Annotated in this window: 25 protein-coding genes and 3 pseudogenes; 14 read left to right on the top strand and 14 right to left on the bottom strand. The window is 62.6% G+C overall.

Translation table 11 applies throughout. From position 1 onward, the window contains the following. Positions 1–134: 134 nt before the first annotated feature. Both NLY44_RS22910 and NLY44_RS22905 read right to left on the bottom strand, forming a co-directional pair. On the bottom strand, positions 135–896 hold the full coding sequence (locus NLY44_RS22910) for an ABC transporter permease (RefSeq protein ID WP_023805830.1): 762 nt from the start codon (positions 894–896) through the stop codon (positions 135–137). Next, on the bottom strand, positions 893–1,819 hold the full coding sequence (locus NLY44_RS22905) for an ABC transporter ATP-binding protein (RefSeq protein WP_023805831.1): 927 nt from the start codon (positions 1,817–1,819) through the stop codon (positions 893–895). The genes NLY44_RS22910 and NLY44_RS22905 overlap by 4 nt, the downstream gene beginning before the upstream one ends. Before the next feature lie 269 nt (positions 1,820–2,088). On the opposite strand from NLY44_RS22905, the gene NLY44_RS22900 reads away from it, so the two are divergent. Both NLY44_RS22900 and NLY44_RS22895 read left to right on the top strand, forming a co-directional pair. Then, positions 2,089–3,450 carry a cytochrome ubiquinol oxidase subunit I gene (locus NLY44_RS22900; protein ID WP_023805832.1) on the top strand — a complete coding sequence of 454 codons (1,362 nt, stop codon included), beginning with the start codon at positions 2,089–2,091 and terminating at the stop codon, positions 3,448–3,450. Between the two features lie 108 nt (positions 3,451–3,558). Next, entirely contained in the window at positions 3,559–4,563 is a 1,005-nt protein-coding gene (locus NLY44_RS22895) for a cytochrome d ubiquinol oxidase subunit II (protein WP_023701932.1), read from the top strand. Positions 4,564–4,808: 245 nt separating this feature from the next. Here the strand turns inward: NLY44_RS22895 and msrA are convergent, their stop codons facing one another. The 3 genes from msrA to NLY44_RS22880 form a co-directional block, all read right to left on the bottom strand. Continuing rightward, positions 4,809–5,534, bottom strand: coding sequence for a peptide-methionine (S)-S-oxide reductase MsrA (msrA, locus tag NLY44_RS22890; protein ID WP_023673263.1), 726 nt, complete (start codon positions 5,532–5,534; stop codon positions 4,809–4,811). 111 nt (positions 5,535–5,645) lie between these two features. After that, complete coding sequence (locus NLY44_RS22885; RefSeq protein WP_023805833.1) at positions 5,646–5,930, bottom strand: hypothetical protein; 285 nt, start codon at positions 5,928–5,930, stop codon at positions 5,646–5,648. Between the two features lie 79 nt (positions 5,931–6,009). After that, positions 6,010–6,711 (bottom strand): DUF1223 domain-containing protein, encoded by a 702-nt coding sequence (locus tag NLY44_RS22880; protein ID WP_023732794.1) that lies wholly within the window; start codon positions 6,709–6,711, stop codon positions 6,010–6,012. Positions 6,712–6,905: 194 nt separating this feature from the next. Here NLY44_RS22880 and NLY44_RS22875 point away from each other — a divergent pair, with 194 nt between their 5' ends. Together NLY44_RS22875 and lepA are read left to right on the top strand one after the other, a co-directional pair. Beyond that, the gene (locus NLY44_RS22875; protein ID WP_023681256.1) at positions 6,906–7,277 is read left to right on the top strand and encodes an endonuclease domain-containing protein; all 372 of its coding nucleotides are present in this window, start codon (positions 6,906–6,908) and stop codon (positions 7,275–7,277) included. Between the two features lie 141 nt (positions 7,278–7,418). Continuing rightward, positions 7,419–9,224, top strand: a complete 1,806-nt coding sequence (gene lepA, locus NLY44_RS22870) for a translation elongation factor 4 (protein WP_023673259.1) — start codon at positions 7,419–7,421, stop codon at positions 9,222–9,224. Positions 9,225–9,676: 452 nt separating this feature from the next. Here lepA and NLY44_RS22865 read toward each other — a convergent pair whose 3' ends face one another. Beyond that, the gene (locus NLY44_RS22865; RefSeq protein ID WP_023805835.1) at positions 9,677–10,588 is read right to left on the bottom strand and encodes a DNA adenine methylase; all 912 of its coding nucleotides are present in this window, start codon (positions 10,586–10,588) and stop codon (positions 9,677–9,679) included. After that, entirely contained in the window at positions 10,585–11,937 is a 1,353-nt protein-coding gene (locus NLY44_RS22860; RefSeq protein WP_023805836.1) for a hypothetical protein, read from the bottom strand. Before NLY44_RS22860 ends, NLY44_RS22865 begins: the two co-directional genes overlap by 4 nt. A gap of 307 nt (positions 11,938–12,244) precedes the next feature. On the opposite strand from NLY44_RS22860, the gene NLY44_RS22855 reads away from it, so the two are divergent. From NLY44_RS22855 to NLY44_RS22845, 3 genes and pseudogenes are all read left to right on the top strand, one after another. Then, positions 12,245–12,592, top strand: coding sequence for a hypothetical protein (locus NLY44_RS22855; protein WP_031356101.1), 348 nt, complete (start codon positions 12,245–12,247; stop codon positions 12,590–12,592). Between the two features lie 317 nt (positions 12,593–12,909). Beyond that, complete coding sequence (locus tag NLY44_RS22850; protein WP_023681251.1) at positions 12,910–13,281, top strand: hypothetical protein; 372 nt, start codon at positions 12,910–12,912, stop codon at positions 13,279–13,281. Between the two features lie 95 nt (positions 13,282–13,376). Then, positions 13,377–13,747: pseudogene (locus tag NLY44_RS22845) on the top strand (endonuclease domain-containing protein). A 110-nt stretch (positions 13,748–13,857) separates the two neighbouring features. Here NLY44_RS22845 and NLY44_RS22840 read toward each other — a convergent pair. After that, positions 13,858–14,178, bottom strand: a complete 321-nt coding sequence (locus NLY44_RS22840; protein WP_023681249.1) for a hypothetical protein — start codon at positions 14,176–14,178, stop codon at positions 13,858–13,860. Between the two features lie 163 nt (positions 14,179–14,341). Between NLY44_RS22840 and mbfA the strand changes: the two genes are divergently transcribed. Beyond that, a complete protein-coding gene (gene mbfA / locus NLY44_RS22835; protein WP_023681248.1) occupies positions 14,342–15,325 on the top strand; it encodes an iron exporter MbfA in 984 nt (327 codons plus the stop codon). Between the two features lie 159 nt (positions 15,326–15,484). On the opposite strand, the gene NLY44_RS22830 is transcribed toward mbfA, so the two are convergent. The 3 genes from NLY44_RS22830 to NLY44_RS22820 all read right to left on the bottom strand — a co-directional run bounded on the left by NLY44_RS22830 (position 15,485) and on the right by NLY44_RS22820 (position 16,470). Beyond that, a complete protein-coding gene (locus NLY44_RS22830) occupies positions 15,485–15,829 on the bottom strand; it encodes an antibiotic biosynthesis monooxygenase family protein (protein WP_023805839.1) in 345 nt (114 codons plus the stop codon). After that, on the bottom strand, positions 15,826–16,182 hold the full coding sequence (locus NLY44_RS22825; protein ID WP_023805840.1) for an NIPSNAP family protein: 357 nt from the start codon (positions 16,180–16,182) through the stop codon (positions 15,826–15,828). The genes NLY44_RS22830 and NLY44_RS22825 overlap by 4 nt, the downstream gene beginning before the upstream one ends. Positions 16,183–16,266: 84 nt before the next feature. Next, complete coding sequence (locus NLY44_RS22820) at positions 16,267–16,470, bottom strand: DUF1127 domain-containing protein (protein WP_023752376.1); 204 nt, start codon at positions 16,468–16,470, stop codon at positions 16,267–16,269. Between the two features lie 69 nt (positions 16,471–16,539). Between NLY44_RS22820 and NLY44_RS22815 the strand changes: the two genes are divergently transcribed. Further along, positions 16,540–17,259 (top strand): ArsR/SmtB family transcription factor, encoded by a 720-nt coding sequence (locus tag NLY44_RS22815; protein WP_023752377.1) that lies wholly within the window; start codon positions 16,540–16,542, stop codon positions 17,257–17,259. A 108-nt stretch (positions 17,260–17,367) separates the two neighbouring features. Here NLY44_RS22815 and ligD read toward each other — a convergent pair. After that, positions 17,368–19,877, bottom strand: a pseudogene (ligD, locus tag NLY44_RS22810) (DNA ligase D). An 11-nt stretch (positions 19,878–19,888) separates the two neighbouring features. Beyond that, positions 19,889–20,754: pseudogene (gene ku, locus NLY44_RS22805) on the bottom strand (non-homologous end joining protein Ku). A 345-nt stretch (positions 20,755–21,099) separates the two neighbouring features. Here ku and NLY44_RS22800 point away from each other — a divergent pair. The 3 genes from NLY44_RS22800 (at position 21,100) to NLY44_RS22790 (ending at position 22,172) form a co-directional block, all read left to right on the top strand. Continuing rightward, positions 21,100–21,249 (top strand): hypothetical protein, encoded by a 150-nt coding sequence (locus tag NLY44_RS22800; protein ID WP_196813601.1) that lies wholly within the window; start codon positions 21,100–21,102, stop codon positions 21,247–21,249. A 179-nt stretch (positions 21,250–21,428) separates the two neighbouring features. Continuing rightward, positions 21,429–21,854, top strand: coding sequence for a thiol-disulfide oxidoreductase DCC family protein (locus NLY44_RS22795; protein ID WP_031199395.1), 426 nt, complete (start codon positions 21,429–21,431; stop codon positions 21,852–21,854). Positions 21,855–21,917: 63 nt separating this feature from the next. Next, positions 21,918–22,172, top strand: coding sequence for a hypothetical protein (locus NLY44_RS22790; RefSeq protein WP_023744857.1), 255 nt, complete (start codon positions 21,918–21,920; stop codon positions 22,170–22,172). Here NLY44_RS22790 and NLY44_RS22785 read toward each other — a convergent pair. Continuing rightward, positions 22,135–22,596: a RidA family protein gene (locus NLY44_RS22785; protein ID WP_023687546.1), complete on the bottom strand. Its 462-nt coding sequence runs from the start codon at positions 22,594–22,596 to the stop codon at positions 22,135–22,137. The genes NLY44_RS22790 and NLY44_RS22785 overlap by 38 nt on opposite strands. A 221-nt stretch (positions 22,597–22,817) precedes the next feature. Here NLY44_RS22785 and NLY44_RS22780 point away from each other — a divergent pair, with 221 nt between their 5' ends. Continuing rightward, a complete protein-coding gene (locus tag NLY44_RS22780; RefSeq protein WP_023805841.1) occupies positions 22,818–23,186 on the top strand; it encodes a YciI family protein in 369 nt (122 codons plus the stop codon). 7 nt (positions 23,187–23,193) lie between these two features. Continuing rightward, entirely contained in the window at positions 23,194–24,438 is a 1,245-nt protein-coding gene (locus NLY44_RS22775; RefSeq protein ID WP_023805842.1) for an RNA polymerase sigma factor, read from the top strand.

Below are 24,438 nucleotides of genomic sequence, written 5' to 3'. Positions count from 1 at the left end.
ACCGGCGCACGGGGGATCGCCAATTTGCATGTCGCTCAAAAGTGGTCCCGGTTTTGAGACAACATGCATAAAAACAAAGACCTAAAGCGCGTCGCCTGAGTCCGTTCAAACGCGACGCGCTTTAGGCGCCGGGGTCAGTTCCTTAGCCGGTAGCCGGTGCGGAAGATCCAGGCGACGATGGCGATGCAGATGGCGAGGAACACCATCGTCATGCCCAGGCTGACGGCGACCGAGACATCGGACTTGCCGTAAAAGCTCCAGCGGAAACCGCTGATCAGGTAGACGACCGGGTTGAACAGCGTCACCGTGCGCCAGGCCTCGGGCAGCATGTTGATCGAATAGAAGCTGCCGCCGAGGAAGGTTAGCGGCGTGATGATCAACAGCGGCACCAGCTGCAATTGCTCGAAGCTTTTCGCCCAGATGCCGATGATGAAGCCGAACAGGCTGAAGGTCACCGCCGTCAAGACAAGGAAGGCCAGCATCCAGAACGGATGCTGGATGGTGAGCGGCACGAACAGCGAGGCCGTCGCCAGGATGATCAAGCCGAGGATGATCGACTTGGTCGCGGCGCCGCCGACATAGGCGATGACGATCTCCAGATACGACACCGGCGCCGACAAGAGCTCGTAGATGGAGCCGACGAATTTCGGGAAATAGATGGCAAAGGAGGCGTTGGAGATCGACTGCGTCAACAGCGACAGCATGATCAGGCCGGGCACGATGAAGGCGCCGTAGCTGATGCCGTCAATCTCGGTGATGCGCGAGCCGATGGCCGAGCCGAAGACGACGAAATAAAGCGATGTCGAGATCACCGGCGAGACGATGCTCTGCAGCACGGTGCGGAACGCACGCGCCATCTCGACCCGGTAGATCGCCCATACTGCTCGCCAATTCATGGCTCTTGCCTCAACAGATTGACGAAGATCTCCTCGAGCGAGCTGTTTTGCGTGTCCATGTCGCGGAACTGGATGCCTGCCGTCTCGAGTTCGCGCAGCAGCGATGCGACGCCGGGGCGTTCGCTCTGGTTGTCATAGGTGTAGGTCAGCTGTGTGCCATCGTCCGACAGCTCCAACGCGTAGTGCGAGAATGCACCGGGAATGGCGGTGAGCGGGTTGCGCAATTCGACGATCAGGCGCTTGCGGCCGAGCTTGCGCATCAGTTCGGCCTTGCCCTCGACCAGGATGATCTCGCCGCGGTTGATGACACCGACACGGTCGGCCATCGCCTCGGCCTCTTCGATATAGTGCGTGGTGAGGATGATGGTGACGCCATCGTCGCGCAGCCGCCGCACCATCGCCCACATGTCCTGGCGCAGTTCGACGTCGACGCCGGCCGTGGGTTCGTCGAGGAACAGGATGCGCGGCTCATGTGACAGCGCCTTTGCAATCATCAGCCGCCGCTTCATGCCGCCCGACAGCGTGATCGCCTTGGCGTCCTTCTTGTCCCACAACGACAAGTCGCGCAGCACCTTTTCGACGAAGCCCGGATTGGGCGGCTTGCCAAACAGGCCGCGACTGTAGGTGACGGTTGCCCAGACGCTCTCGAACGCGTCGATGGTCAGCTCCTGCGGCACCAGCCCGATCAGGCTGCGCGCGGCGCGGTAGTCTCGGTTGATGTCGTGGCCGTCGACGGTCACCGTTCCCGACGAACGGTTGACGATGCCGCAGACGATCGAGATCAGCGTCGTCTTGCCGGCGCCGTTCGGCCCCAGCAGCGCGAAAATCTCGCCGCGTTCGATGTCGAGGTTGATTTCCTTCAGCGCCTTGAAGCCGGTGGCGTAGGTCTTGGTGACCCCGGAAATCGAAATGATGGAAGGCAAATTCGTGGAAGACATGAGGCCGAAAACGACTGTTTGAAAGAGGCGGGGATTATTATTGCGCTGAATGTCGGTGCGCACGGCGGGAAGTCAATGCCGCTGCTGACAATTGTGGACAAACGTTCCCCTTTTGCCGTTTCGTATGGGGGTATCGGGGCACTGACGGATTGATCCCATCTGCTGCGACAACGCGCCCCGCGTGACGCCAAGCCGCTTTGACCGGACCGCATCCGCCGCCTATTCTGCGCCAACAAACAGCAGCCGGAGCCCGCATGGACCCGCTCATCCTGTCGCGAATGCAGTTCGGGGCGAATATCTCGTTCCACATCCTGTTTCCGACCATCACGATTGCGCTTGGCTGGGTGCTGCTGTTCTTCAAGCTCCGCTACAACGCCACCGGCGATTCCGCCTGGATGCGCGCTTATTTCACCTGGGTAAAGGTGTTCGCGCTGTCCTTCGCCATGGGCGTGGTCTCGGGCGTCACCATGAGCTTCCAGTTCGGCACCAACTGGCCGGGCTATATGGAGCATGTAGGCAACATCGCCGGGCCGCTGCTTGCCTACGAGATCCTCACCGCCTTCTTCCTCGAAGCGGCCTTCCTCGGCATCATGCTGTTCGGCTTCCGCCGCGTCTCCAACCGCGTCCACACGCTGGCGACGGTGTTGGTCGCCGGCGGCACCACGCTGTCGGCCTTCTGGATCATCGCGCTGAACTCCTGGATGCAGACGCCGGCCGGCTTCGAGATGATCGACGGCAAGGCGCATCCCGTCGACTGGTGGGCGATCGTCTTCAACCCGTCCATGCCCTACCGTCTGACGCATATGCTGCTTGCCTCCGGCCTGACGGTGTCGTTCCTGATCGCCGGCCTGTCGGCGCTGCGCTACCTCACCGGCGACCGGTCGGAATCGATGTGGAAGGCGCTGCGCACCGGCGTCTTCACCGCCGCCATCCTGATCCCGATCCAGATCTTCGCCGGCGACCAGCACGGGCTGAATACGCTGGAGCACCAGCCGCAGAAGATCGCCGCCATGGAGGCGAACTGGAATACCGGCCCCAACGTGCCGCTGGTGCTGTTTGCGCTGCCCGACGAGGCGGCGAAGGAAAACAAATTCGAGATCGCCATTCCCGACGGCGCCAGCCTGGTGCTGCGCCATTCCACCAGCGGTATGGTGCCGGGGCTCAACGACTATCCCGGCCTGCATCCGCCGGTCTTCCCGGTGTTCTGGGGCTTCCGCATCATGGTCGGCACCGGCATTTTGATGCTCATCGTCTCGTGGTCGGCGACCTTCTTCCTCAAGCGCCGCCACAGCCTGCCCAAGCCGCTGGCCATGCTGATGGTGCCGATGGCGCTCTCCGGCTGGCTGGCGACGCTGGCCGGCTGGTACACCACCGAAATCGGCCGCCAGCCCTGGCTGGTCACCGGCGTGCTGAAAACCGCCGACGCTATCGGCCCGGTCGCCGGCAGCCATGTCGCGCTGACGCTCTCCATCTATCTTATCCTCTATGTGCTTTTGCTGATCGCCTATCTCGGCGTGCTGGTGCACCTGGCGCTGAAGGCCGCCAAGGACGGCGATACCTCGCCGCTCCCGGGCGTCATGAAGACGGCGATGTCGCAACCGGCCGCGGGAGAGTGAGGAATGGTCCGCGTAGCGGACGAAAAGCCAACGATTTGGCTTTTCGAATGACGAACGCCCGGAGCCATAGCGAAGGGCAGAACCGTTGATGAGAGGGATGACAGACCGATGACCTTCGACTGGCCAACCGCGCTGCCCCTGATCTTCGCCGGCCTGATGGGCCTCGCCATCCTGATCTACGTCATTCTCGACGGTTTCGATCTCGGCATCGGCATCCTGTTCTCGGTCGCGGAAGATGCCGAGCAGGACACCATGATCGCGGCAATAGGCCCTTTCTGGGATGCCAACGAGACCTGGCTAGTGCTGGCCGTCGGCCTGCTCCTGGTCGCCTTTCCGCTGGCGCATGGCGTCATCCTCACCGCGCTCTACATTCCCGTCTTCGTGCTTTTGGTTGGCCTCATCCTGCGCGGCGTCGCCTTCGATTTCCGCGCCAAGGTGCCCGCCGGCAAGAAGCATCGCTGGAACCGCATTTTCTTCCTCGGTTCCGTCATCGCCTCGCTGGCGCAAGGCTATATGCTCGGCGTCTATGTGCTTGGCCTCGATGTCGGCTTTGGCGGCATCGCTTTCGGGGCGCTGGTGGCGCTCTGCCTGTCGGCGGCCTATGCAGCGATGGGCGCGGCCTGGGTCATCTACAAGACCGAGGGCGAATTGCAGAGGAAGGCGGTGGCCTGGCTGCGCACGGCCCTGGTGCTGACCGCGCTCGGCATGGCGGCGGTGTCGCTGGCGACCCCATTCGCCAGTCCGCGTATCTTCGCCAAATGGTTCGTCTGGCCCGAAATGCTCTATCTGTCGCCGCTGCCGATCCTGTCGGCGCTGCTGTTCCTGTGGCTGTGGCGGCAGACCTTCCATCTGCCCAAGCCCGATGATCGCCACGCGCTGCGGCCGTTCCTGACGCTCGCCGCCATCTTCGCGCTCGGCTTTGCCGGGCTTGCCTGGTCGTTCTACCCCTTCGTGGTGCCCGACAGGCTGACCATCTGGCAGGCGGCGTCGGCGACGGAAAGCCTGGCCATCATCCTCGCCGGCACGGTGGTCGTGCTGCCGGTGATCATCTTCTATTCGTTCTATGCGTATCGGGTGTTCGGCGGGAAGGCGACGGATCTGACGTATGATTGAAGGGCTCTCTAATCGCGGTTTACGCGAGGCACCCCCCTCTGGCCTGCCGGCCATCTCCCCCTCAAGGGGGGAGATCAGCTCTCACTGCGGCCTTCGCCAACCTTGCAAGATGAGCACCGTCAGCGACGCTGCCAATCTCCCCGCATGAGGGGGAGATGCCCGGAAGGGCAGAGGGGGGTGCTGTCCCGCTGGCGTCTCAGGTAGGGCGTCGCCGCTCTCTGCGTCCGGCCAAGTCCTATCGCCCCTCAGCTCTTCCCCGCCAGCACCAGCACCGGCTTCTCGCTGTACAACCCCGGGAACAGCGCCTTCAAATTCGCCACCTTGGGCAGGTCGTTGTAGACGATGTAGGGGTAGGTCGGGTTCAGCGTCAGAAAGTCCTGGTGATATTCCTCGGCCGGATAGAAGGTTTTGCCCGTCTCCAGCGTGGTGACGATGGGCTTGGCAAACACTTTCGCCTGGTCGAGCTGGGCGATGTAGCTCTGGGCGATCTTCTGCTGCTCGCCATTCTCGGCAAAGATGGTCGAGCGGTACTGGGTGCCCGAGTCCGGGCCCTGGAAGTTCAACTGCGTCGGGTTGTGGGCGACCGAGAAATAGACCTGCAGCAGCTGGCCGTAGGTCACCTTGGACGGATCGTAGGTGATCTCGACCGATTCGGCGTGGCCGGTGCGGCCGCTGCCCACCGTTTCGTAGACGGCGTCATCCTTGGCGCCGCCGGTGTAGCCGGAGACGGCCTTGGTCACGCCCTTGACGTGCTGGAACACGCCCTGCACGCCCCAGAAGCAGCCGCCGGCGAAGATCGCCTTCTCGCTGCCGCTGGCGGCCTTTTCGTCCATTGCCGGCGGCGGGATGACCACCGCGTCCTCGGCCGAACGCGCCGGGCTCTGCCAGAAGGCGGCCGCGGCGGCGGCGACGATGAGCGCGGCAAGCGCGCTCTTGAAGATCGGCGTTCTCGTCCTTGCAATGCCGGTCATGTCTGATCTCCTTGATGGTGGCGAAGACTATACGACAGAACGTCCCGCCAGGTTTCTCAAATTGCCGTGCGCCGGCCCGGCCACTGTGCGGCCGGGCCATGGGTGCAAGCCTTATTGCGCGGGCGCCATGGCGTCCGCCGGCTTCATCGCATCCGTTGCGGGTTTCATGGCATCGGCCGGCTTCATGGCGTCGGTGGCGGGTTTCATCGGATTCGTCGCCATCGGATCGGCTGGCTTCATGGCACCGGTCGCCGGCGCCATGGCATCGGTCGCGGGCTTCATCGCATCAGTTGCCATCGCCGGCTTCATGGCGTCGGTCGCTTCGTCCCCGCGGGCGCCGGAGGCGAAGGCGGTCATCGAAAGCGCAAAAGCGAGCGCGGTCAGGGTCTTGGTCATGATGGTATTTCCTCCTTGAAGAGGGCGCGCGGATGCGAGCCCGGTTATGCCGCGCTAGCGGCGTTGCGTAGAAAAAGAATCAGTCGGCGGCTGCAGCCAGGATCGGCCCACCACCCGGCGACTGCACCAGCACCGCGGTGCTCAGCCCGCCGCTTGCCGCCGGCAGCGGCAGTGTGGTGGCGTCGCCGCTCCAGCTGCCGAGTTTCTCCAGCGAGTGCACGACATTGGCATGCGGCAGCGTGCGCCCGGTATTCTCGCCGCGCGCCACCGGCACTTCGACGACGCCCTTGTTGTAGCGGACCAGCCAGACATCAGCGCGGCCGGCCGGCGCGGAACCGACGCCGATGCTGATCTTGCCGCCGTCGAGCGACAGCGTCGGCCCGTTCGTGTGACCGCTCGCGGAAATCAGCTGCTCGATCTCGCCTGATGCCGCGCCCACCGCATCGGCACCGCCATTGACCACCACCTGCGGCGTGAACGGGCCGGAACGGCCGAGCGACGGCTCATAGCGCACCTGGCGCTGGGTGAATTCCTCGCGGCCGAAAATGTCCTTCCAGCCGAGATAGTCCCAGTAGGTGACGTTGAACGACAGCGCCAGAACACCCGGCTCGTCCTTGACCTTGATCAGGTTGGCATTGGCCGGCGGGCAAGACGAACAGCCCTGGCTGGTGAACAATTCGACCACGGTGAGCGGCTGGGCGAAGGCGGTGCCGCCAAGCATCATCAGCGCGGCGCCTACGGCAGCCAGCATGCCGGCGCGTTTTGGGTTGGATCCAGTCATTGGGGGTCTCCGTTGCGGCGGGTTCTTCCCACACTTCGCCGCTGCCAGAGGCTTCGTTACATGGTTCACCGCTTCGTGATTGGGGGCGGACGCGTCGTTGCCTTCTCCTCTTGTGGGAGAAGGTGGATCGGCGCGAAGCGCCGAGACGGATGAGGGGTGTTCCAGCGGAGTGAGACGTTGGTTAATCTAACGTCATGCCACATCAGCCCGTCGCTCCTGCCAAACGAAACTTTGCCCGTTCGCTCCGACGTGAAATGACGGAGGCGGAAGACAAACTGTGGCACGAACTACGTGACCGCAGGCTCGATCGGATCAAATTTCGGCGCCAAGTTCCTGTTGGAAAATACGTCGCCGATTTCGCTTGTCTTGAATCACTCCTCATCATCGAGATCGATGGGAGTCAGCATGCGGACTCAGAGTCAGACCAGGCCCGTAGAACGGAACTGGAGGCGAGAGGCTTTCGTGTGTTGCGCTTTTGGAACGACGATGTCCTGAAAGACATGGACAGCGTCTGCACCACGATAATCGCTTATGTAAGGGATGTCAGTTTGCAGCCATGGCGGTGAAAGAACGCCGGCGTCAAGCTGGAACACCCCTCATCCGTCTCGGCGCTGCGCGCCGATCCACCTTCTCCCACAAGGGGAGAAGGCAAGGGCACCGCCACCCCGCTTGCCCCTGCAACCCGCCCCTGCTAAAGCCGCCCCATCATGAGCACGCCTCTCGACCACATCCGCAATTTCTCCATCGTCGCCCATATCGACCATGGCAAATCCACGCTTGCCGACCGGCTGATCCAGTCGACCGGTGGGCTGGAGCTGCGCGACATGAAGGAGCAGGTGCTGGACTCGATGGACATCGAGCGCGAGCGCGGCATCACCATCAAGGCGCAGACCGTGCGGCTGAAATACCGCGCCAACAATGGCGAGGACTATATCCTCAACCTCATAGACACGCCCGGCCATGTCGACTTCGCCTATGAAGTGTCGCGGTCGCTCGCCGCCTGCGAAGGTTCGCTGCTGGTCGTCGACGCCTCGCAAGGCGTCGAGGCGCAGACGCTGGCCAATGTCTACCAGGCCATCGACAACAACCACGAGATCGTCGTGGTGCTGAACAAGGTCGACCTGCCGGCCGCCGAGCCCGAGCGCATCCGCGAGCAGGTCGAGGAGGTCATCGGCATCGACGCCTCCAACGCCGTGCTGATCTCGGCCAAGACCGGTCTCGGCATTCCCGATGTGCTCGAAGCCATCGTCCACCAATTGCCGCCGCCGCGCGAGGGCGATGCCTCAGCACCGCTCAAAGCCATGCTGGTCGACTCCTGGTACGACGCCTATCTCGGCGTCATCGTGCTGGTGCGCATCATCGATGGGGTGCTGAAAAAGGGCGCGACCATCCGCATGATGGGCACTGGCGCCAAGCATCTGGTCGAGCGCACCGGCGTGTTCACGCCCGCCCGCATCAATGTCGACGAGCTCGGCCCCGGCGAGTTCGGCTTCTTCACCGGCTCGATCAAGGAAGTGGCCGACACTCGCGTCGGCGACACCATCACCGAGGACAAGCGCCAGACCGCGCATGCTTTGCCCGGCTTCAAGCCGGCGCAGCCGGTGGTGTTTTGCGGCCTGTTCCCGGTCGACGCCGCCGATTTCGAGGATCTGCGCGCCGCCGTCGGCAAATTGCGCCTCAACGACGCCAGCTTCTCCTATGAAATGGAAACCAGTGCCGCGCTCGGCTTCGGCTACCGCTGCGGCTTCCTTGGCCTGCTGCATCTGGAAATCATCCAGGAGCGGCTGGAGCGCGAGTTCAACCTCGACCTGATCGCCACGGCACCATCAGTCGTCTACCGGCTGCTGCTCAATGACGGCTCGGTCAAGGAACTGCACAACCCCGCCGACATGCCCGACGTGGTGAAAATCTCGGCCATCGAGGAGCCGTGGATCCGCGCCACCATCCTGACCCCCGACGACTATCTCGGCGGCATATTGAAGCTCTGCCAGGACCGGCGCGGCATCCAGGCCGACCTGTCCTATGTCGGCAAGCGCGCCATGCTGATCTACGATCTGCCGCTCAACGAAGTCGTCTTCGACTTCTACGACCGGCTGAAGTCGATCTCCAAGGGCTACGCCTCGTTCGACTACCACCTGACCGACTACAAGGAAGGCGATTTGGTGAAGATGTCGATCCTGGTCAATGAGGAGCCGGTCGACGCGCTGTCCATGCTGGTCCACCGCACGGCGGCGGAAAAGCGCGGCCGCCAGATGTGCGAAAAGCTGAAGGAGTTGATCCCGAACCATCTGTTCAAGATCCCGATCCAGGCCGCGATCGGCGGCAAGGTCATCGCCCGCGAAACCATCTCGGCCCTGCGCAAGGACGTGACCGCGAAGTGCTATGGCGGCGACGTAAGCCGCAAGCGCAAGCTCCTGGACAAGCAAAAAGAGGGCAAGAAGCGGATGCGGCAGTTCGGCAAGGTGGATATTCCGCAGGAGGCGTTTATCCAGGCGCTGAAGATGGGGGATTAAGCGGTCCGGCTTTTGGCCGGACGCACCGACCCGGTGGGTCGATGCGAGCGCAAGTCCGGGTGGGAGCTGCCGAAGGCAGCGGGGCCCACCCCGGGGGGTGCGGCAGTGCACTACCTGTCCACGCGCAGAGAGTGCAAAGTCATCGATCTGATGAACCGATGATTTGCTCCAAAGACTTAACGGCTGCTGCGCCCTGTTGAGATTTTTTCATTCTGCCATCCGAACGTACCCACCTAACCGATGGATACCCCCCGGCACGTTTGTTTGCTGGGCAACGTTTACATTTGGCGCGTTTTCATAATCGGACCTGCTTGAAAAGAGAACGTATCCATTCGGATCGCACAGCGCTCCGGGGAACTTTTCGAGGACATTGAACCACGTTCCGCCACGATGATAGAGTGCGTGAGCCGCACCAATGTTCCATTGTCCCGCTGGTTTTTTCACTCTGGCCATTAAGCCGCCTCTTCGATTGTCCCGACTTGCTGAATCGGGCCGGCTACCTCTGGGATTGTCATGGCCGGCGCAAAGAACATGACCTCTTTGCCTATGCGCACTTCGCGCGCCGAATACCCGATATTATAGACGATGCTGCGGAAGCCTGAGTAGAGGCTTTTGATAGGTGCTACGTTGTCGTAGCTCACTATCCAGGCACGATCCTGCATGTTCGCGCTGATGAACGATGCCAGCGCGGCGTGATCGTCCGGCTTGTAGTAGTCGTAGTAGAGCTGGCGTCCTTGTTCGAAATAGGGGGGATCTAGGTAAACCAACGTTTTCACGTCCCATTTCGGCAGCCCGTGGCGCAACAGCGCTAGGGCGTCAGTCTGCGTCAGCTTAATCCGCTTCCGCATTTTCGCGATAGACTCGATCCTGAAAACGAGTTCATCCGCATTGTAGCGCGCGTCTATTTTCCAAGGTCCGGTCTGGTCGCGCCCGCCGATAATTCCAGCGTTCAAAATGCCAGACCTGTTGGTCCGGTTTAGGAAGAACATTGCGAATCCAACTTCAACGTAGCTGTATTCATCAGGGTTGGAGAAGATGCGCTTTTGCCGATCCCACGACGCGACCGAGACTTGGGTGTTCTTGATCAGACGACAAAGATCCTCAGTATCGTTCAGAACGCTTTTCCAGAAAGAATAGACTGGACGGCTCAGGTCGTTGATATGGATACGCGCAACGTACTCTTGAAAGAGTAGTTCAAGGGCGATGGCAGCGCCGCCGGCATAGGGTTCGACGTACTCACCGTCGAAAAGCTTGTTGGCTCTTATAATCTCCTTGACGTAGGCGGCGAGTTTTCCCTTTCCGCCGGGATAGCGCAACGGCGTAAAATGGGTGAGCCGACGCGGAGCGATATCGGATGAGATCACGGCCAAATCTTTTCGAACAGTGGTTGGGCGTTGTTCCATGCAGCGGCTAGGTCGGTCGTGACGGGCGTCTGGAACCTGTCGTGGACATATCGATGAAAAAGGTCCATGTGCATGGGGCTGCTCTTGTCACTGACGCTGCGGGTCACTGCGGCAAAGTGCGCCTTAGGCACCCCTACCTTTATTAGGAGGTCCACCGTCTCCGCCAGCTTTTTGTCGAGGCTCTTCCACGGTTTCTTTCCACTCTTCGGGTCCGCTGAGTGGTGAAGGTCGATACCGTTGTCCTCAAGGAAATGATCTACAGATAGCTCCAGAAAAACCCTTAACAGCACGGCAATGGCGTTCCGCGCATCGGATAGTTTCAACGTCTGAAGTTCTTTATAGATTTCGCCGATGCGGTTGTCGGTGACGGTTAGCGAGCACCCCTTCGGAACAACGTATGGCCAGTCCACGGCAGGCTTCGGGCGGGGTTTTGCTGGTTTTGGCGTCTTAGCTGTGAACTCTGCCTTTGAAATACCTTCAACAGGGCGTTCTGCGATTTTCTTGGTGGCATCGGCACTGTCCGATTTCCCGAAACCCCGGACGTATTTGACGATATCCTCGCTCTTATTGAACGTGCGCGAATTGACCGCCTTCGCAGCAATATCTCGGACGACCTTCCTGAGCGGCTTCATCAGTTCCGCGCCTGGGATGTTCGTGCGCAGCTGATTGTCCTTAACGGTCAATCCCAAGAGCGCGAGCGCGGTCTTATCTTCCACGACGCGCCGCAGGGTCGTCAGGCTAAACTTCGAGCGGATCGCCTCTGTCTCTTCTTCATTGAAGCCACCATGCTCTAGAACCAGATCCAAAGCTTGTATGGCTGGCTCTCGCTTCCGAAACCTCGCGGCGACGATCGGTTTCCACCCGACTACACCACGACCTTCGTCTTCGCCATTGTGGCGCAGTTCGATCCAGTACTTGCCCTCTTCGCGGGCTCCCACCTCGTATGCCGAAATTGGCTCAATTTTGCTCACGTCAAAAATCGCCGCCAAACGCTCCATTGAGCGTTGCATGCTGTCCGGCATATCCAGGCCTGTCATCGCCGCCGGATTTGCCAAGAGCTTCAATGTTGCAACGCGGCGATTACCTTCTAACGCAATATAGCGCTTGGGCTTCGCGCTCACCTCAAGGACCATAAGCCTTTCAATGGGGCTGAGGCCGTGTTCGACAATGCTCTCTGCCAGTCGGACCAGCTTCATCTTCTGGTCTTTTACAACTTTCTGAAAAGCCTCTTGCTGTCCTGCCGCATGAGTAATCCGCGGGTTATCGCTATCGAGCACAAGCTGCTCGATCTTCAAATCGACTGTTGGCATATTTTCTCTCCCCAGCCCTGAGAGAGACGATACGAAGGTCGGTCGAGTTCGTAAAGAGCGGCGAGAACCTTATGTACAACCCAGTACTGTTATTACGTATAGTTGTGATTATATTGGTACAATTGGCTAGGCATTTCCAACGTTCTGTCCGCTAGCGGACAAGCCGTCACCCATTGAAAACACCCTGCCGTGGCGTACTGGCCTGCCGGCTATCTCCCCCTCGAGGAGGGAGATTACCCGCTCGACCGCCTCGCGTCGCTTCTCCGCTCATGCTCTAGTTCCCGTCTCCGATTCGGATACCCCCATCATGCTCCGCCTCACCCTTGCCGCTCTCCTCCTCGCCACCCCGGCCCACGCCGCCGACATGGCGTTCTTCGTCAAGAACCTGCGCAAGCAGGCTGTGGCGGTGGAGCTGTTCAGCCGTGACCGCAAGATGTCGTGGCCGGGCGGCGACCAGGTGTTTCTGATCGAGCCCAGCTCGCAAAAATCGGTACCGATCTCGTGCATGTCAGGCGAAAACATCTGCTACGGCGCCTGGGTGAATGGCAACGATGCGATTTCGGCGGGGGTCGGGCCGGACAATGACCAGCCTTGCGATACGTGCTGCTTCATCTGCGTGGAGAAAACGACCGAGACGATCGATCTGGTGGAGTGAGGGGCGGGGCGCCGAAGCTGCTGATCTCCCCCCTCGTGGGGGAGATGTCCGGCAGGACAGAGGGGGGCGCGAAGGATCGCCAGCGTATGGATCAGCAAGCCTAAAATTGAAATGACGCGGCTGCAGGAATGAGAGGTCGGCGGGACAGCGCCCCCCTCTGCCTTGCCAGGCATCTCCCCACGAGGGGGAGATCAGCAGCTCCACCAACCTCTCCCAATCCCCCCAAAATCAGTCACGCCCCGCCCTTCAATGTCAGCCGCCATCGTGCGATGCTGATTCCCTCGGCCGGGGGGCCGATTTGCCTCGGGGGAAACACCATGTCTTTCACTTGTCTGCGCCGCGTCGTCGTCGCGCTCTCGCTTGCCGCGCTGTTTGCGCCGGCCGCGCACGCAGCCGACATCACCTTCGCCGTCAAGAACAGCCATCCCAACGCCATGCGCCTCGAGCTCTACAGCCAGGACCGCGACTATGTCTGGCCGGGCAATGACAAGGACTTTTATCTCGACGATGGCGAGACCAAGCAGATCCCGGTCTCGTGCGACGAGGGCGAGTCCATCTGCTACGGCGCCTGGGTCGACGGCGACGAGGGAACCTATTGGGGCGTCGGCCCCAACAACAAGGAAAGATGCGAGGATTGCTGCTACACCTGCAATGGCGGCGAGACGGAGGAAATTGAACTGACGCCGTAGGAAGTACAACCAATCTCCCCCCAAGTGGGGGAGATGTCCGGCAGGACAGAGGGGGGCGCCATAGAGCGCAAGCCTCCGCACCACCGAGCATCGTAATGCCGCACACGCCTCTGCCGCCTCGACGTCGCGCAAACGCCAGATCGATGCGCAAAGTCCTGACGCCAGCCGAACTCAAGCTCTGGAACGAACTTCGTGCCCACCGGCTGATGGGCTTGGCTTCCGGCGACAATTTCCGATTGCCGCCTACATCGTCGATTTCGCTTGCCCGGAGAAGAAGCTGGTCATCGAAGTCGATGGCTCCCCGCATGCGGACGCCGGCGCGGCTGCCGGTGATGAAACGCGGACATCGCACCTCGAACAAGATGGCTGGACCGTCCTGCGGTTCTGGAATGACGACGTCATCCGCGACATCGACAATGTCTGCCAGCATATTGTGATTGCGGCTGGGCTTGGCGGCGCATCCTGAACGGTGCTGGGCTTTAGGCAGGGAAAGGTCGGCGGGACAGCGCCCCCTCTGGCCTGCCGGCCATCTCCCCCACGAGGGGGGAGATCGGGTTTCCCCGCGGCATTCGCCAATTATCCCAGTAACGCCCTCTGCCGCTTCGGCCCGCCCGCCTTGCGCCAGGAATTGAACCGGTGCGTTGCGGCGGCAAACGAGATCTTCATCTGCTGGGCGACCGAATAGCGCGACTTGCCTTCGTCGAACAGGCGGTAGCAGCATTCGACGCCCTCCTCGGTCAGCTTGCCGTCGGGCGCCTTGTTGTGCGGATTGGCGGGATCGAATTTTTCGACCTGCTGTTCGACCAGGCCTTTCAGCCGTTGCAAATCGGCCTCGATGCTGGCGATCAGATCGAGGACGGGTTTCGGATCGAAGTGGTCGTGCGGCTTTGCCGTCATCTTGCTCATGCCTTTCGCTTGCGTGTCGCGACAATATAGGTGAACATTTGCCGATAATGAAGGGCGCGTTGCAATCCGGCGCTTCAACATTTCTTGACTGGTGATTGACCGCAGAGATTGCAGCGCCTAGTTTAGAATTGTTCTAAACTGGGGTGAATTTCTCATGCTTTCCCGTGTCTTCGGTTTCGGCCGCCGTCCTTTCGAAACGCTGTCGGAACAGGAGATCCTGGCGCTGGCAATTTCCTCCGAAGAGGATGACGGGCGCATCTACCGCGCCTATGCCGACGGGCTGGCGGACAGTTTTCCGCAATCGGCGAAAGTGTTCGAGGCGATGGCGGAGGAGGAGGACGGGCATCGTGATTCCCTGATCGAGCTCTACCGCAAGCGTTTCGGCGAGCGCATTCCGCTGCTGCGCCGCGAGCATGTGAAAGGCTATTACGAGCGCAAGCCCGACTGGCTGGTGCGGCCGCTCGGCATCGAGCATGTGCGGCGCCAAGCCGAAGAGATGGAGCGGCAGGCCTACCGGTTCTATGTCGAGGCGGCCAAGCGCACCGGCGATGCTTCGACGCGGAAACTGCTCGGCGACCTGGCCGCGGCCGAGCAAAGCCACGAAAATTCGGCGCATCGGCTGGAACAGAAACTTGTGCCGGGCGAGGTGAAGGACGAGGAAGCCAGCGCCGAGCAGCGCCAATTCATCCTGACCTATGTGCAGCCGGGACTGGCCGGGCTGATGGATGGCTCGGTGTCGACGCTGGCGCCGATCTTTGCCGCGGCGTTTGCCACGCACGACACCTGGCAGACGCTGCTGGTCGGCCTCGCCGCCTCGATCGGCGCCGGCATCTCGATGGGCTTTACCGAAGTCGCTTCCGACGATGGCAAATTGTCAGGGCGTGGCTCGCCGATCAAGCGCGGACTGACGGTCGGCATCATGACGACGCTAGGTGGACTGGGCCACGCGCTGCCTTACATCATCCCGCATTTCTGGACGGCGACGGCGGTGGCGGCCGTGGTGGTGTTCTTCGAATTGTGGGCGATCGCCTTCGTGCAGAACCGCTACATGCAAACCCCGTTCCTGCGCGCGGCGTTTCAGGTGGTGCTCGGCGGGGCGCTGGTGTTTGCGGCCGGGGTGCTGATCGGGAATGCTTGAGCGCCAAGCGCCCCTCACCCAGCCTCCGCTTCGCTCGGCTGACCTCTCCCCGAGGGGAGAGGAGATTTTCGACGCCTGCGCCAGTCTCTTCTCCCCAGCGGCGAGAAGGTGGCCGCGAAGCGGCCGGATGAGGGGGCCTGGCGCGACGCCGATACCTAGTCACCCATTCACCGCCCGGCTGTCGGCCGGCGCTTCATCCCTCTCCGTCAGCCCATAGTCCCGCAGCACATGCGCAATGCGCAGCCGGTAGCCGGCAAAGATTCCGCCACGGCCGGCCTTTTGCGCCTGCCGGTGCTCTTCCGTGTTGCGCCAGGCTTTCACCGCTTCCTCGTCGCGCCAGAAGGACAGCGACAGCACGCGGTTCCGGTCGCCCAGGCTCTGAAACCGCTCGATCGAGATGAAACCGTCTATGCCGTCGAGCAGCGGCCGCAACTCGGCAGCGATACCGAGATAGGCATCGCGCTTTCCCTCAGCCGGTTGCACCTCGAAGATGACAGCGATCATATCTCCTCCTTGACGGCGGTCTGGAACAGCTGCCGCGGTCCATGCGGCCCCGACACCAGCTTCAGGAAGATGCGACCTTCTTTCAAGATGAACTTTTCCCGGCGGGCGAATTCGTAATTGGCCTTGCCGGCGGGATCGGCTGCGAGACGGGCGCGGTAGGCCTCATAGGCAGCGAGGCTGTCAATGTTGTAGGCGGCGTAGGCGGTGGTGGCCGAGCCCTCATGCGGGGCGTAGTAGCCGATCAGATCGGCGCCGCAGCGCGGGATCGCCTGGCCCCAGGCCTTGGCATATTGCTCGAAGGCCGGCTTGCCGAACGGGTCGATCTCATAGCGGATGAAGCAGGTGATGGTCATCGTGATCTCCTTGGGTTCGCGTGGATAGTTCGAGCGGCGTCGAAACGTTGTGCCGCAGGGTCTGCTAAGCGAAAGCGCTGGCGGTCAGGCCTGCCAGAAGGATTTCGCGCATTCGCGGCGCACATCCTCACGGGTCAGGCCGAGATCGCGCAGCAGATGGTCGTCGACCGCCGCGAGGTCGAGCCGCTGCACATGGCGGTCGTACCAGCGGGCGAGCAGCCGCCGTTGCAGCCAGGTGACGAATGGAAACCGCCGGCGGCTGGCGAGTGGGGCGGAAGCGGTTGGCATCGGCGTTCTCCTTGATCCCGCCCGACAATAATGCTTATCTGACGAGAATGCTTCGATGGAGACCTAACTATGCGTGAAGGACCCGACATTGCCCGCATCGCCAGCCTGGTCGGCGATCCGGCGCGGGCAAACATGCTGAACGCGCTGATGGGCGGCACGGCTTTGACGGCTAGCGAACTGGCGCTGGAGGCCGGCGTGTCGCTGCCGACGGCGTCCTCGCATCTGTCGAAACTGATGGAGGGCGGGCTTTTAACTTTGGCCAGCCAGGGCCGGCATCGCTATTACGGCCTCGCAGGGCCGCAGGTGGCCGGCATGATCGAGGCGATCACCGGGGTGGCCGAAGCGGTCGGCCCCAAGCGGGTGCGGCCCGGCCCGCGCGACGGCGCCATGCGCGTCGCCCGTGTCTGCTACGACCACCTCGCCGGCGAACATGCGGTGGCGATGCTCGACCGCCTCGTCGCGCGCGGCATCCTGTTGCGCGACGACAATGAGATCAGGCTCGGGGAGATCCGGCCGGGGCAGATCCGGCCGGGGGAGATCAGGCTCGGGCCGTCGGCAGCATCGCATTTTTCCGCCATCGGCATCGATGTCGGCGCCAAGCCGCGCCGGCCGGTCTGCCGAGCCTGTCTCGACTGGAGCGTGCGCCGCTCGCACCTCGCGGGAACGCTCGGCGCGGCTATTCTGGACAAGATCCTGTCGGAGAAATGGGCAAGGCGGGAGAAGGACAGCCGCGCGGTGGTGTTTTCACCGCCGGGGAAGCAGGCGTTCGAGCGGGTGTTTTTGGGTTAGTTTGCAGGCACTAATTGGGCGACGCTGGCGGTACAGCACCCCCCTCTGTCCTGCCGGACAGAGGGGGGTGTGACGGAACGCTTGCGTAGCAGGTGAGGCGCGCGACGCTCACCCCCGCTTCAACACCTTCCCCTGCTTGAAGAAATCCGCCCACGGATCGGCCTGCGCTAGTTCCTTCAGCGTCGTCTTGCCCCCGATCGGGAAGGAATTCGGCGCCAACCCTTTTTCAACCTCCGCCCAGGTCACCGGGATCGACACCGTCGCGCCCTTCTTGGCGCGGGAAGAGTAGGGCGCGACCGTGGTCGAGCCCCTGCCGTTGCGCAGATAGTCGACGAAGATTTTTCCGGTGCGCGCCTTTTTCGACAGCGTCGCCGTGTAGCGGTCGGGCGCGGCCTGCTCCAGCGCCTTGGCGAAATCATGGGAGAAGGTTTTGACTTCCTCCCAATCCGCCGAGGGTTTCAGCGGCACCAGCACGTGATAGCCCTTGCCGCCTGACGGCTTGACGAAGTTCGGCAGCGACAGATCGTCGAGCTTGCCTCTGATGTCGAGTGCGGCCTCGCGCACCGCCTTGACGTCGACGCCTTCATCGGGATCGAGATCGAAGATGATCTGATCCGGCTTTTCCAGCTCCTCGATCTTGCAGCCCCAGATGTGGACCTCGACCACGCCATACTGGACCAGAGCGGCAAGGCCGTCGAAATCGCGGATGAACAGGATTTCCTCGCCATCGGTCGGGTCCTTCATCCGGGCAATTTGTCGCTCATGCCGGCCGAAGCATGTTTCTGGAAGAAGCGCGGGCCGCCGATGCCATCCGGCGCCCTGACCAGGCTGAGCGGCCGGTTGACGATGAACTGCTCCATGCGCGGCCAGACCAGCGCGTAGTGTTCGAGCAAAGCCTGTTTGGATATTTTTTCCTCGGGCCACAGCAGCTTGTCGGGATGGGATAGTTTTACGCTGGTCGTGATCGTCGCGGGCGCCTTAGCCCCGGCGGCCTTGCCGGCGCTGCTTGCCGCCGGCTTTGCCTTGTTCGCCGCCTTCGATGGCTTTTCCTGCACGACTTCCTCCGCCGGCTTGTCCTCGCGCAGTCCCTGGAACGACGCGTGGCGTATTATACGGTCCGACGTCCAGCTGCGGAACTCCACTTCGCCGACAAGTTCGGGCCTGACCCAGACCAGGCCCTTGCCCTTCGGCACGGCGGCGGCAAAGGGCGAGGCGACTGCCTTCAGCGCATCGAGTTTTTTCTTCAGATCGGTGGCGCTCCTGGCTGTGAAGCCCGTGCCGACGCGGCCGGCATAGTGGAGCTTGCCGCCCTCGTGGTAGCCGACCAGCAGCGAGCGCAGGCCGCGGCCGGTCTTGTCCGAGGGCAGATACCCGCCGATGACGAATTCCTGGCGGGCCGTGCATTTGGACTTCACCCAGCTTGGGCCACGGCCGCTGCGGTAGGGCGCATCGGCGCGCTTGGAGACGATGCCTTCAAGGCCCATGCGGCAGGCGTGCTGCAGCATGATCTTGCCCGGTTCCGCGAAATGGTCGCTGAAGCGAACAGCGGCATTTTCGGCCGTCTCGCCGAGCAGCTCCTGCAGCGCCTGCTTGCGCTCGACCAGCGGCTCGCGGCGCAAATCCTTGCCGTCAAGCCGCATCAGGTCGAACACATAGTAGGTGAAGCGGTCGGTTCGATTGGCGGAGAGATCCTGCTGCAGCAGCGAGAAAGACGAAACGCCGCTGTCGGCGAGCACGACGATTTCGCCATCGATGATGGCGTCGCTGCATTTCAGCTGGGCGAGTTCCGCGACGATCTCGAGGCCGAATTTCTCCGTCCAGTCGAGGCCGGTGCGGGTCAGCAGCCGCACCTCCGTGCCGGCGATCTGCGCCTGCATGCGGTAACCGTCGAACTTGACCTCATGCAGCCAGTCCTCGCCGGGCGGCGCCTCGCGCTCCAGCGTCGCCAGTTGCGGCTCGACGAAGTCGAGGCGCTTGCCGGCTTTCGCCTTGCTGGATGCCGCGGGCTTGTTGGAGTGCCAGACCTTCGGCTTCTTGCCGTCGGCGGTCTTGCCTTCCGCGACCTCTTCGATGGTCAGGCCGGACTTCACCGATTTCGGTGCGTCCTTCAGGATATCCTCGCCGGGGCGGGCGGCGGCATCGTCGGATTTGATCAGCAGCCAGTTGTCGCGCTTTTCGCCCGGGCGGGGCCTTAATCTGACCAGATGCCACCGCCCATTCAGCTTCTGGCCGTTGAGTTCGAAGTCGATATGGCCCTTCTTCATCGCCTTGGCCGGGTCGATCTCTGGCGTCCATGTGCCTTCGTCCCAGACGATGACGGTGCCGCCGCCATATTCGCCCTTGGGAATGGTGCCCTCGAAGCCGGCATAGTCGATCGGGTGGTCCTCGACATGCACGGCCAGCCGCTTTTCGTGCGGGTCGAGGCTCGGGCCTCGCGTCACCGCCCAGCTCCACAACACGCCCTCATGCTCGAGGCGGAAATCATAGTGCAGCCTGGTCGCGTCGTGCTTCTGGACGACGAAGATGCCGCCGGGCTGCTTGCCGCGCGCGACCTTGCCCGCCGGCTCGGCCGTCTTCTTGAAATCGCGCTTGGACTGATATTGTTCGAGGCTGGCCACGGCGCCGACCCTCAAGCCGACTTGCGCTTGGGCGCAGAAGCTTTCGCCTTGCCGCTTTTTGCCGCCGGCTTGGCCTTCTTCGCCGGGCCTTCCGCCTGGCCGCCATCGGACAGGCTCTTCTTCAGCGCGTCGAACAGATTGACGACATTGGACGGCTTGGGCGCGGCCTGCGCTTTCGGAGCCTTCTTGCCGGCCTTCTTGGCGCGGATCAGTTCGAGCAGCGCGTCCTCATACTTGTCCTCGAATGTCGACGGATCGAACTTCCCCTTCTTCTTGTCGATGATGCGTTCGGCCATATCGGTCATCTCCTGGTCGGTCTTCACCGCCTTGATGTCGCCGAAGATGCTCTCCGGCTCCCGCACCGTGTTGCCGTACCGCAAGGTGGTCAGCACCATGCCTTTGCCGCGCGGCTCGATCACCACGGGCCGCTCGCGGCTATAGAGCACGACGCGCGCCAGCCCGGCCATCTTCTTGTCCGCCATGGCATCGCGGATGACGGCAAAGGCCTCCTCCGACACCTTGTCGGCGGGCGTGACATAATAGGGCGTGTCGAGATAGATCTGCTCTATCGAGGCTTTGTCGACGAAGCCATCCAGCGCCATCGTGTGCGAGGACTCGATCTGCACCGCTTCGATCTCTTCGTCCTCGATATGGACGAACTCACCGGGGCTCACCTCATAGCCCTGATCTCGTCGCCATCGCCCAGCGGCTTGCCGGTTTCAGAATCGACATAGATGCGCTTGACCGTGTTGCCGGTCTTGCGGTTGAGCACCCGGAACGAAACTTTTTCGGCGTGGGTGACGACGTTGGTCAGTTCGACAGCGCAGGTGACCAGCGACAGTTTCAGATAGCCCTTCCAGGCGGGGCGAGGTGCCATGGCGAACTCCTGCGCGATGCGGTTCAAGCGAGAACGGGCAAGGCCCGTTCCGGTTCCGGGCGCGCAACCAGGGGCATTTCGGCAGCGAGCATGGAAATTTCGAGAGGCTCGCCAAATCTGAAACAGAACCGCGCCCAAGCGACATCCAGACGAAACATATGTGATGCAAAAGTCACAATGCCGGAAATGGCGACGAACCACACCGAAAGACCCCCAAACAGCCGCATTCCGGCCACGAAGCATGGGGTTTTCGACCAAAGATTAACATCGTGTTCACCGACTATTCACGCCTCGACGCTATGATCCCCGCAATCGGACGGGACATCCGAAAATCGGGACAGGGACTTGAGTAAAATGAAATTCTGGGGCCACATCGCCGGCTATGCCGCCGCCATCCGTGAGTTCATCGCGCCGACCTATCGGCCGGAGCGCTACTACATGCGCGGCCCGGGTCCGGCCTGCGCCCGTCGCGGCAGCTCGCTCGGCGCGCATTGATCATGACATTCGAAACGCGTCACGACAGCCGGATCTGCAGACCGGAGGCCGATCCCCGCGCAACCACCTATCGCGCCGAGCGCCCCGCGCTGGCCGCGAGAAGCCGTGCGACAACGCCGCGGCTTTGATCCCGCTGCCGGCGGGCTTAGTGTCTGAAGACACAAGCTGCCGGACGTCCCGTGACTTCTTCTCCTGAACCCTTCGATGCCAGCCAGCCATTGATCGTTTTCGACGGCGTCTGCGTGCTGTGCTCGGGCTTCGTACGCACGGTGGTCGGGCTCGACCGCAAAAACCGCTTCCGCTTCGCCACGGCGCAGTCGCCCTTCGGCGAGGCGCTGTTCCAGAGATACGGGCTGCGCACCGACAGCTACGAGACCAATCTGGTCCTTGTCGGCGGCGCTCCCTTCATGCGGCTGGACAGTTTCATCGCGGTGATGGCCGAACTCGGCTGGCCGTGGCGGGCGGCGAAGGCCCTGCTGCTCATCCCGCGCCCCTTGCGTGACTGGCTCTACGAACGCATCGCCAAAAACCGCTACGCCATGTTCGGCCGCAAGGACAGTTGCGAGATCCTGTCCGCCGCGATACGTGCGCGCGTGATCGGCTAATCGCCTGTCACCCAAAAGTGACCTCGGTTCCGGGAAAACGACATACGCAAAAAGAGCGGCGCCATGAGGCTTCTGGTCGTTGGCGGCTATGGCATTTTCGGCGGCCGCATCGTGCAATTGCTGGAGAGCGAGCCACGCCTGATCCTGCTCGTCGCCGGGCGCTCACTGGCCAAAGCCGAGGCCTGGTGCAAAACCCGCACCGGCGCGGCGCCGCCGCTCGTGCCGACGCGCTTCGATCGCAACGGCGACGTCGCGCAAGGCCGGCCTGTTCGTTCGCGCCTCAGTCCGGCAGCGCCGCGACGGCGACGATCTCGATGACGATGTCTGCCTGGGCAAGCGCTGCGACGCCGATTACCTCCGAAGGCGGCGGATTGTTGTCGCTGCAATGCTTCGGACAATGCTCGGCGAAAAACGCGTCCAGCACGTCGAGACGAAAATTAGGCGAGCTGAGGACGCCGCCGTCGGGAAATGGCCCTTTGACGAAAAAGGTCAGCCTGATGAGATGGTCGAGCCCGCTGCCAAGTTCTTCCAGATCCGATTTGATGTTGCCGAGAACTTCCCGCCACTGCGCCGCGGCATCGCCGGCGAAGCCGCCACCCTTCTTGCCGGCCGGATCGTAGTCAGCCGATGTCGCGGTGTTGCCGCAGAGATAGACGGTGCCTTTCGCACCGCTGACGACCGTGCCTTTGCCCCATGGCATCAACCGGCCGTTCTTGAATTTCTTGTGGGTCACGAGTTCCATTCTCTTCTCCCATGCCTCGTGTGACGTGCCCGCCAACGACAGAGGAGCCACGGCCAGTCCGCTGCCGGTCATCCGCCAGCAGACGGAGGAACATCTGGTCCTTGCGAAATCTCCTGGCGGAGGCGAAAGTTTTTTCTGAAGCCTGTCGAAATCGGCCGCCGCCGCGCGACATACGTCTGGCCCCGCTAGGACGCGGCCTTCGAAACCACGGGAGAAGACCCATGCGATACATGCTTTTGATCAACAGCGACGAAGCCGCGCAGGCGAACACGCCAATCGAGAAGGCTCAGCAGATGAGCGCAGCATATGCCGCCTATACCGAAGCGTTGAAGAAATCCGGCGCATGGCTCGCCGGCGAACGGTTGCGCCCGACCCAGGCGACCACCTCGGTGCGGATCACAGACGGCAAGACCAACGTGATCGACGGCCCCTATGCCGACACCAAGGAACAGCTCGCCGGTTTCTATATGATCGAGGCCGAGGACGCCGACGCGGCAATCGCGTGGGCGGCGCGTTGTCCGGGCGCCAGCGCCGGTACGATTGAGGTGCGGCCGATCTGGGAATTGACCGAGTACCCCGCAGCGAAATGAAACCGTGATGGACAATCGCCCGGAGATCGCGCGGGCGGCGGCCGAAGCGGCCGCCCGGCAGAGTTACGGCAAGCTGGTCGCCTGGCTAGCGGCGCGCACCCGCGACGTGGCCGGCGCCGAGGACGCGCTGGCCGAGGCCTTTGCCGCGGCGCTTGAGCGCTGGCCACAGACCGGCGTGCCTCAGAAGCCTGAGGCATGGCTGCTGGCCGTCGCGCGCCGCCGTGGCGTCGATGCGGTGCGCCGTCGGCTGACCAGCGAGGCGAGCCGCGACCATCTCAAGCTGATGGCCGAGGAGATGGAGGCGAGCATGGAAGACGAAGACCTGCCCGACGAACGTCTCAGGCTGATGTTTGCCTGTGCGCATCCGGCAATCGAAGCCAGCGTGCGGCCGCCGCTGATCCTGCAAACGGTTCTGGGTTTCGACGCGGCGACGATCGCCTCGGCCTTCCTGGTTTCGCCGGCGACGATGGGCCAGCGTCTGGTGCGCGCCAAGAGCCGCATCCGCGAGATCGGCATTCCGTTCCGCGTGCCGGATCGCGCCGAACTCGGCGAGCGGCTGGGAACGGTGCTGGAAGCGATCTACGCGGCTTTCGCCGAAGGCTGGACCGACCCGGCAGGGACCGAGACGAGAGCGCGCAATCTGGCGACCGAAGGCATCTGGCTCGGGCGGCTGGTGGCGTCACTGATGCCGGACGAACCGGAAGCGCTCGGCCTGCTGGCGCTGATGCTGTTTGCCGAGGCGCGGCGCCCGGCGCGGCGCGATGCGGCTGGAGATTATGTGCCGCTCGCCGACCAGGATTGCCGTCTTTGGGATCACGCGCTGATCGACGAAGCCGAGGCGCTGCTGGGCCGCGCCGCCACCATGGGCGTCATCGGCCGCTATCAGCTCGAAGCGGCGGTACAATCGGTGCATGCGACGCGGCGACGGACCGGCCAAACCGATTGGGCGGCGATCCGTAACTTCTACGATGCGCTGTCGGCGATATCAGGCTCGCCGGTGATTTCGATCAACCGCGCCGTGGCGATTGCCGAGGCCGAAGGGGCGGCGGCAGGACTGGCGGCGCTCTACGTGCTGGGTGACGACAAGCGGCTCAACGACTACCAGCCCTACTGGGCCGCCCGCGCCGGCCTGCTGGCCAGGCTCGGCAATGCGGCGCAAGCGGTCGAGGCCTATGACCGGGCGATCGGCCTTGAACGCGACCCGGCCGTGCGCCGCTTCCTGCAAGCGAAACGGGCGATCCTGCGAAATTGA

It is taken from the genome of Mesorhizobium sp. C089B (genome assembly GCF_030323125.1).
Taxonomy (GTDB): domain Bacteria; phylum Pseudomonadota; class Alphaproteobacteria; order Rhizobiales; family Rhizobiaceae; genus Mesorhizobium.
The sequence above is the reverse complement of the archived record's forward strand: the minus strand, read 5'-3'. Positions and strand labels throughout refer to the sequence as shown.

What these genes read in the sequence shown, in the direction of transcription:
- NLY44_RS22910 (WP_023805830.1), bottom strand. Translation starts at nt 896, where the DNA reads ATGAATTGGCGAGCAGTATGGGCGATCTACCGGGTCGAGATGGCGCGT.
- NLY44_RS22900 (WP_023805832.1), top strand. Translation starts at nt 2,089, where the DNA reads ATGGACCCGCTCATCCTGTCGCGAATGCAGTTCGGGGCGAATATCTCG.
- NLY44_RS22895 (WP_023701932.1), top strand. Translation starts at nt 3,559, where the DNA reads ATGACCTTCGACTGGCCAACCGCGCTGCCCCTGATCTTCGCCGGCCTG.
- msrA (WP_023673263.1), bottom strand. Translation starts at nt 5,534, where the DNA reads ATGACCGGCATTGCAAGGACGAGAACGCCGATCTTCAAGAGCGCGCTT.
- NLY44_RS22885 (WP_023805833.1), bottom strand. Translation starts at nt 5,930, where the DNA reads ATGACCAAGACCCTGACCGCGCTCGCTTTTGCGCTTTCGATGACCGCC.
- NLY44_RS22880 (WP_023732794.1), bottom strand. Translation starts at nt 6,711, where the DNA reads ATGACTGGATCCAACCCAAAACGCGCCGGCATGCTGGCTGCCGTAGGC.
- NLY44_RS22875 (WP_023681256.1), top strand. Translation starts at nt 6,906, where the DNA reads ATGCCACATCAGCCCGTCGCTCCTGCCAAACGAAACTTTGCCCGTTCG.
- lepA (WP_023673259.1), top strand. Translation starts at nt 7,419, where the DNA reads ATGAGCACGCCTCTCGACCACATCCGCAATTTCTCCATCGTCGCCCAT.
- NLY44_RS22860 (WP_023805836.1), bottom strand. Translation starts at nt 11,937, where the DNA reads ATGCCAACAGTCGATTTGAAGATCGAGCAGCTTGTGCTCGATAGCGAT.
- NLY44_RS22855 (WP_031356101.1), top strand. Translation starts at nt 12,245, where the DNA reads ATGCTCCGCCTCACCCTTGCCGCTCTCCTCCTCGCCACCCCGGCCCAC.
- NLY44_RS22850 (WP_023681251.1), top strand. Translation starts at nt 12,910, where the DNA reads ATGTCTTTCACTTGTCTGCGCCGCGTCGTCGTCGCGCTCTCGCTTGCC.
- NLY44_RS22840 (WP_023681249.1), bottom strand. Translation starts at nt 14,178, where the DNA reads ATGACGGCAAAGCCGCACGACCACTTCGATCCGAAACCCGTCCTCGAT.
- mbfA (WP_023681248.1), top strand. Translation starts at nt 14,342, where the DNA reads ATGCTTTCCCGTGTCTTCGGTTTCGGCCGCCGTCCTTTCGAAACGCTG.
- NLY44_RS22830 (WP_023805839.1), bottom strand. Translation starts at nt 15,829, where the DNA reads ATGATCGCTGTCATCTTCGAGGTGCAACCGGCTGAGGGAAAGCGCGAT.
- NLY44_RS22825 (WP_023805840.1), bottom strand. Translation starts at nt 16,182, where the DNA reads ATGACCATCACCTGCTTCATCCGCTATGAGATCGACCCGTTCGGCAAG.
- NLY44_RS22820 (WP_023752376.1), bottom strand. Translation starts at nt 16,470, where the DNA reads ATGCCAACCGCTTCCGCCCCACTCGCCAGCCGCCGGCGGTTTCCATTC.
- NLY44_RS22815 (WP_023752377.1), top strand. Translation starts at nt 16,540, where the DNA reads ATGCGTGAAGGACCCGACATTGCCCGCATCGCCAGCCTGGTCGGCGAT.
- NLY44_RS22790 (WP_023744857.1), top strand. Translation starts at nt 21,918, where the DNA reads ATGAGGCTTCTGGTCGTTGGCGGCTATGGCATTTTCGGCGGCCGCATC.
- NLY44_RS22785 (WP_023687546.1), bottom strand. Translation starts at nt 22,596, where the DNA reads ATGGAACTCGTGACCCACAAGAAATTCAAGAACGGCCGGTTGATGCCA.
- NLY44_RS22780 (WP_023805841.1), top strand. Translation starts at nt 22,818, where the DNA reads ATGCGATACATGCTTTTGATCAACAGCGACGAAGCCGCGCAGGCGAAC.
- NLY44_RS22775 (WP_023805842.1), top strand. Translation starts at nt 23,194, where the DNA reads ATGGACAATCGCCCGGAGATCGCGCGGGCGGCGGCCGAAGCGGCCGCC.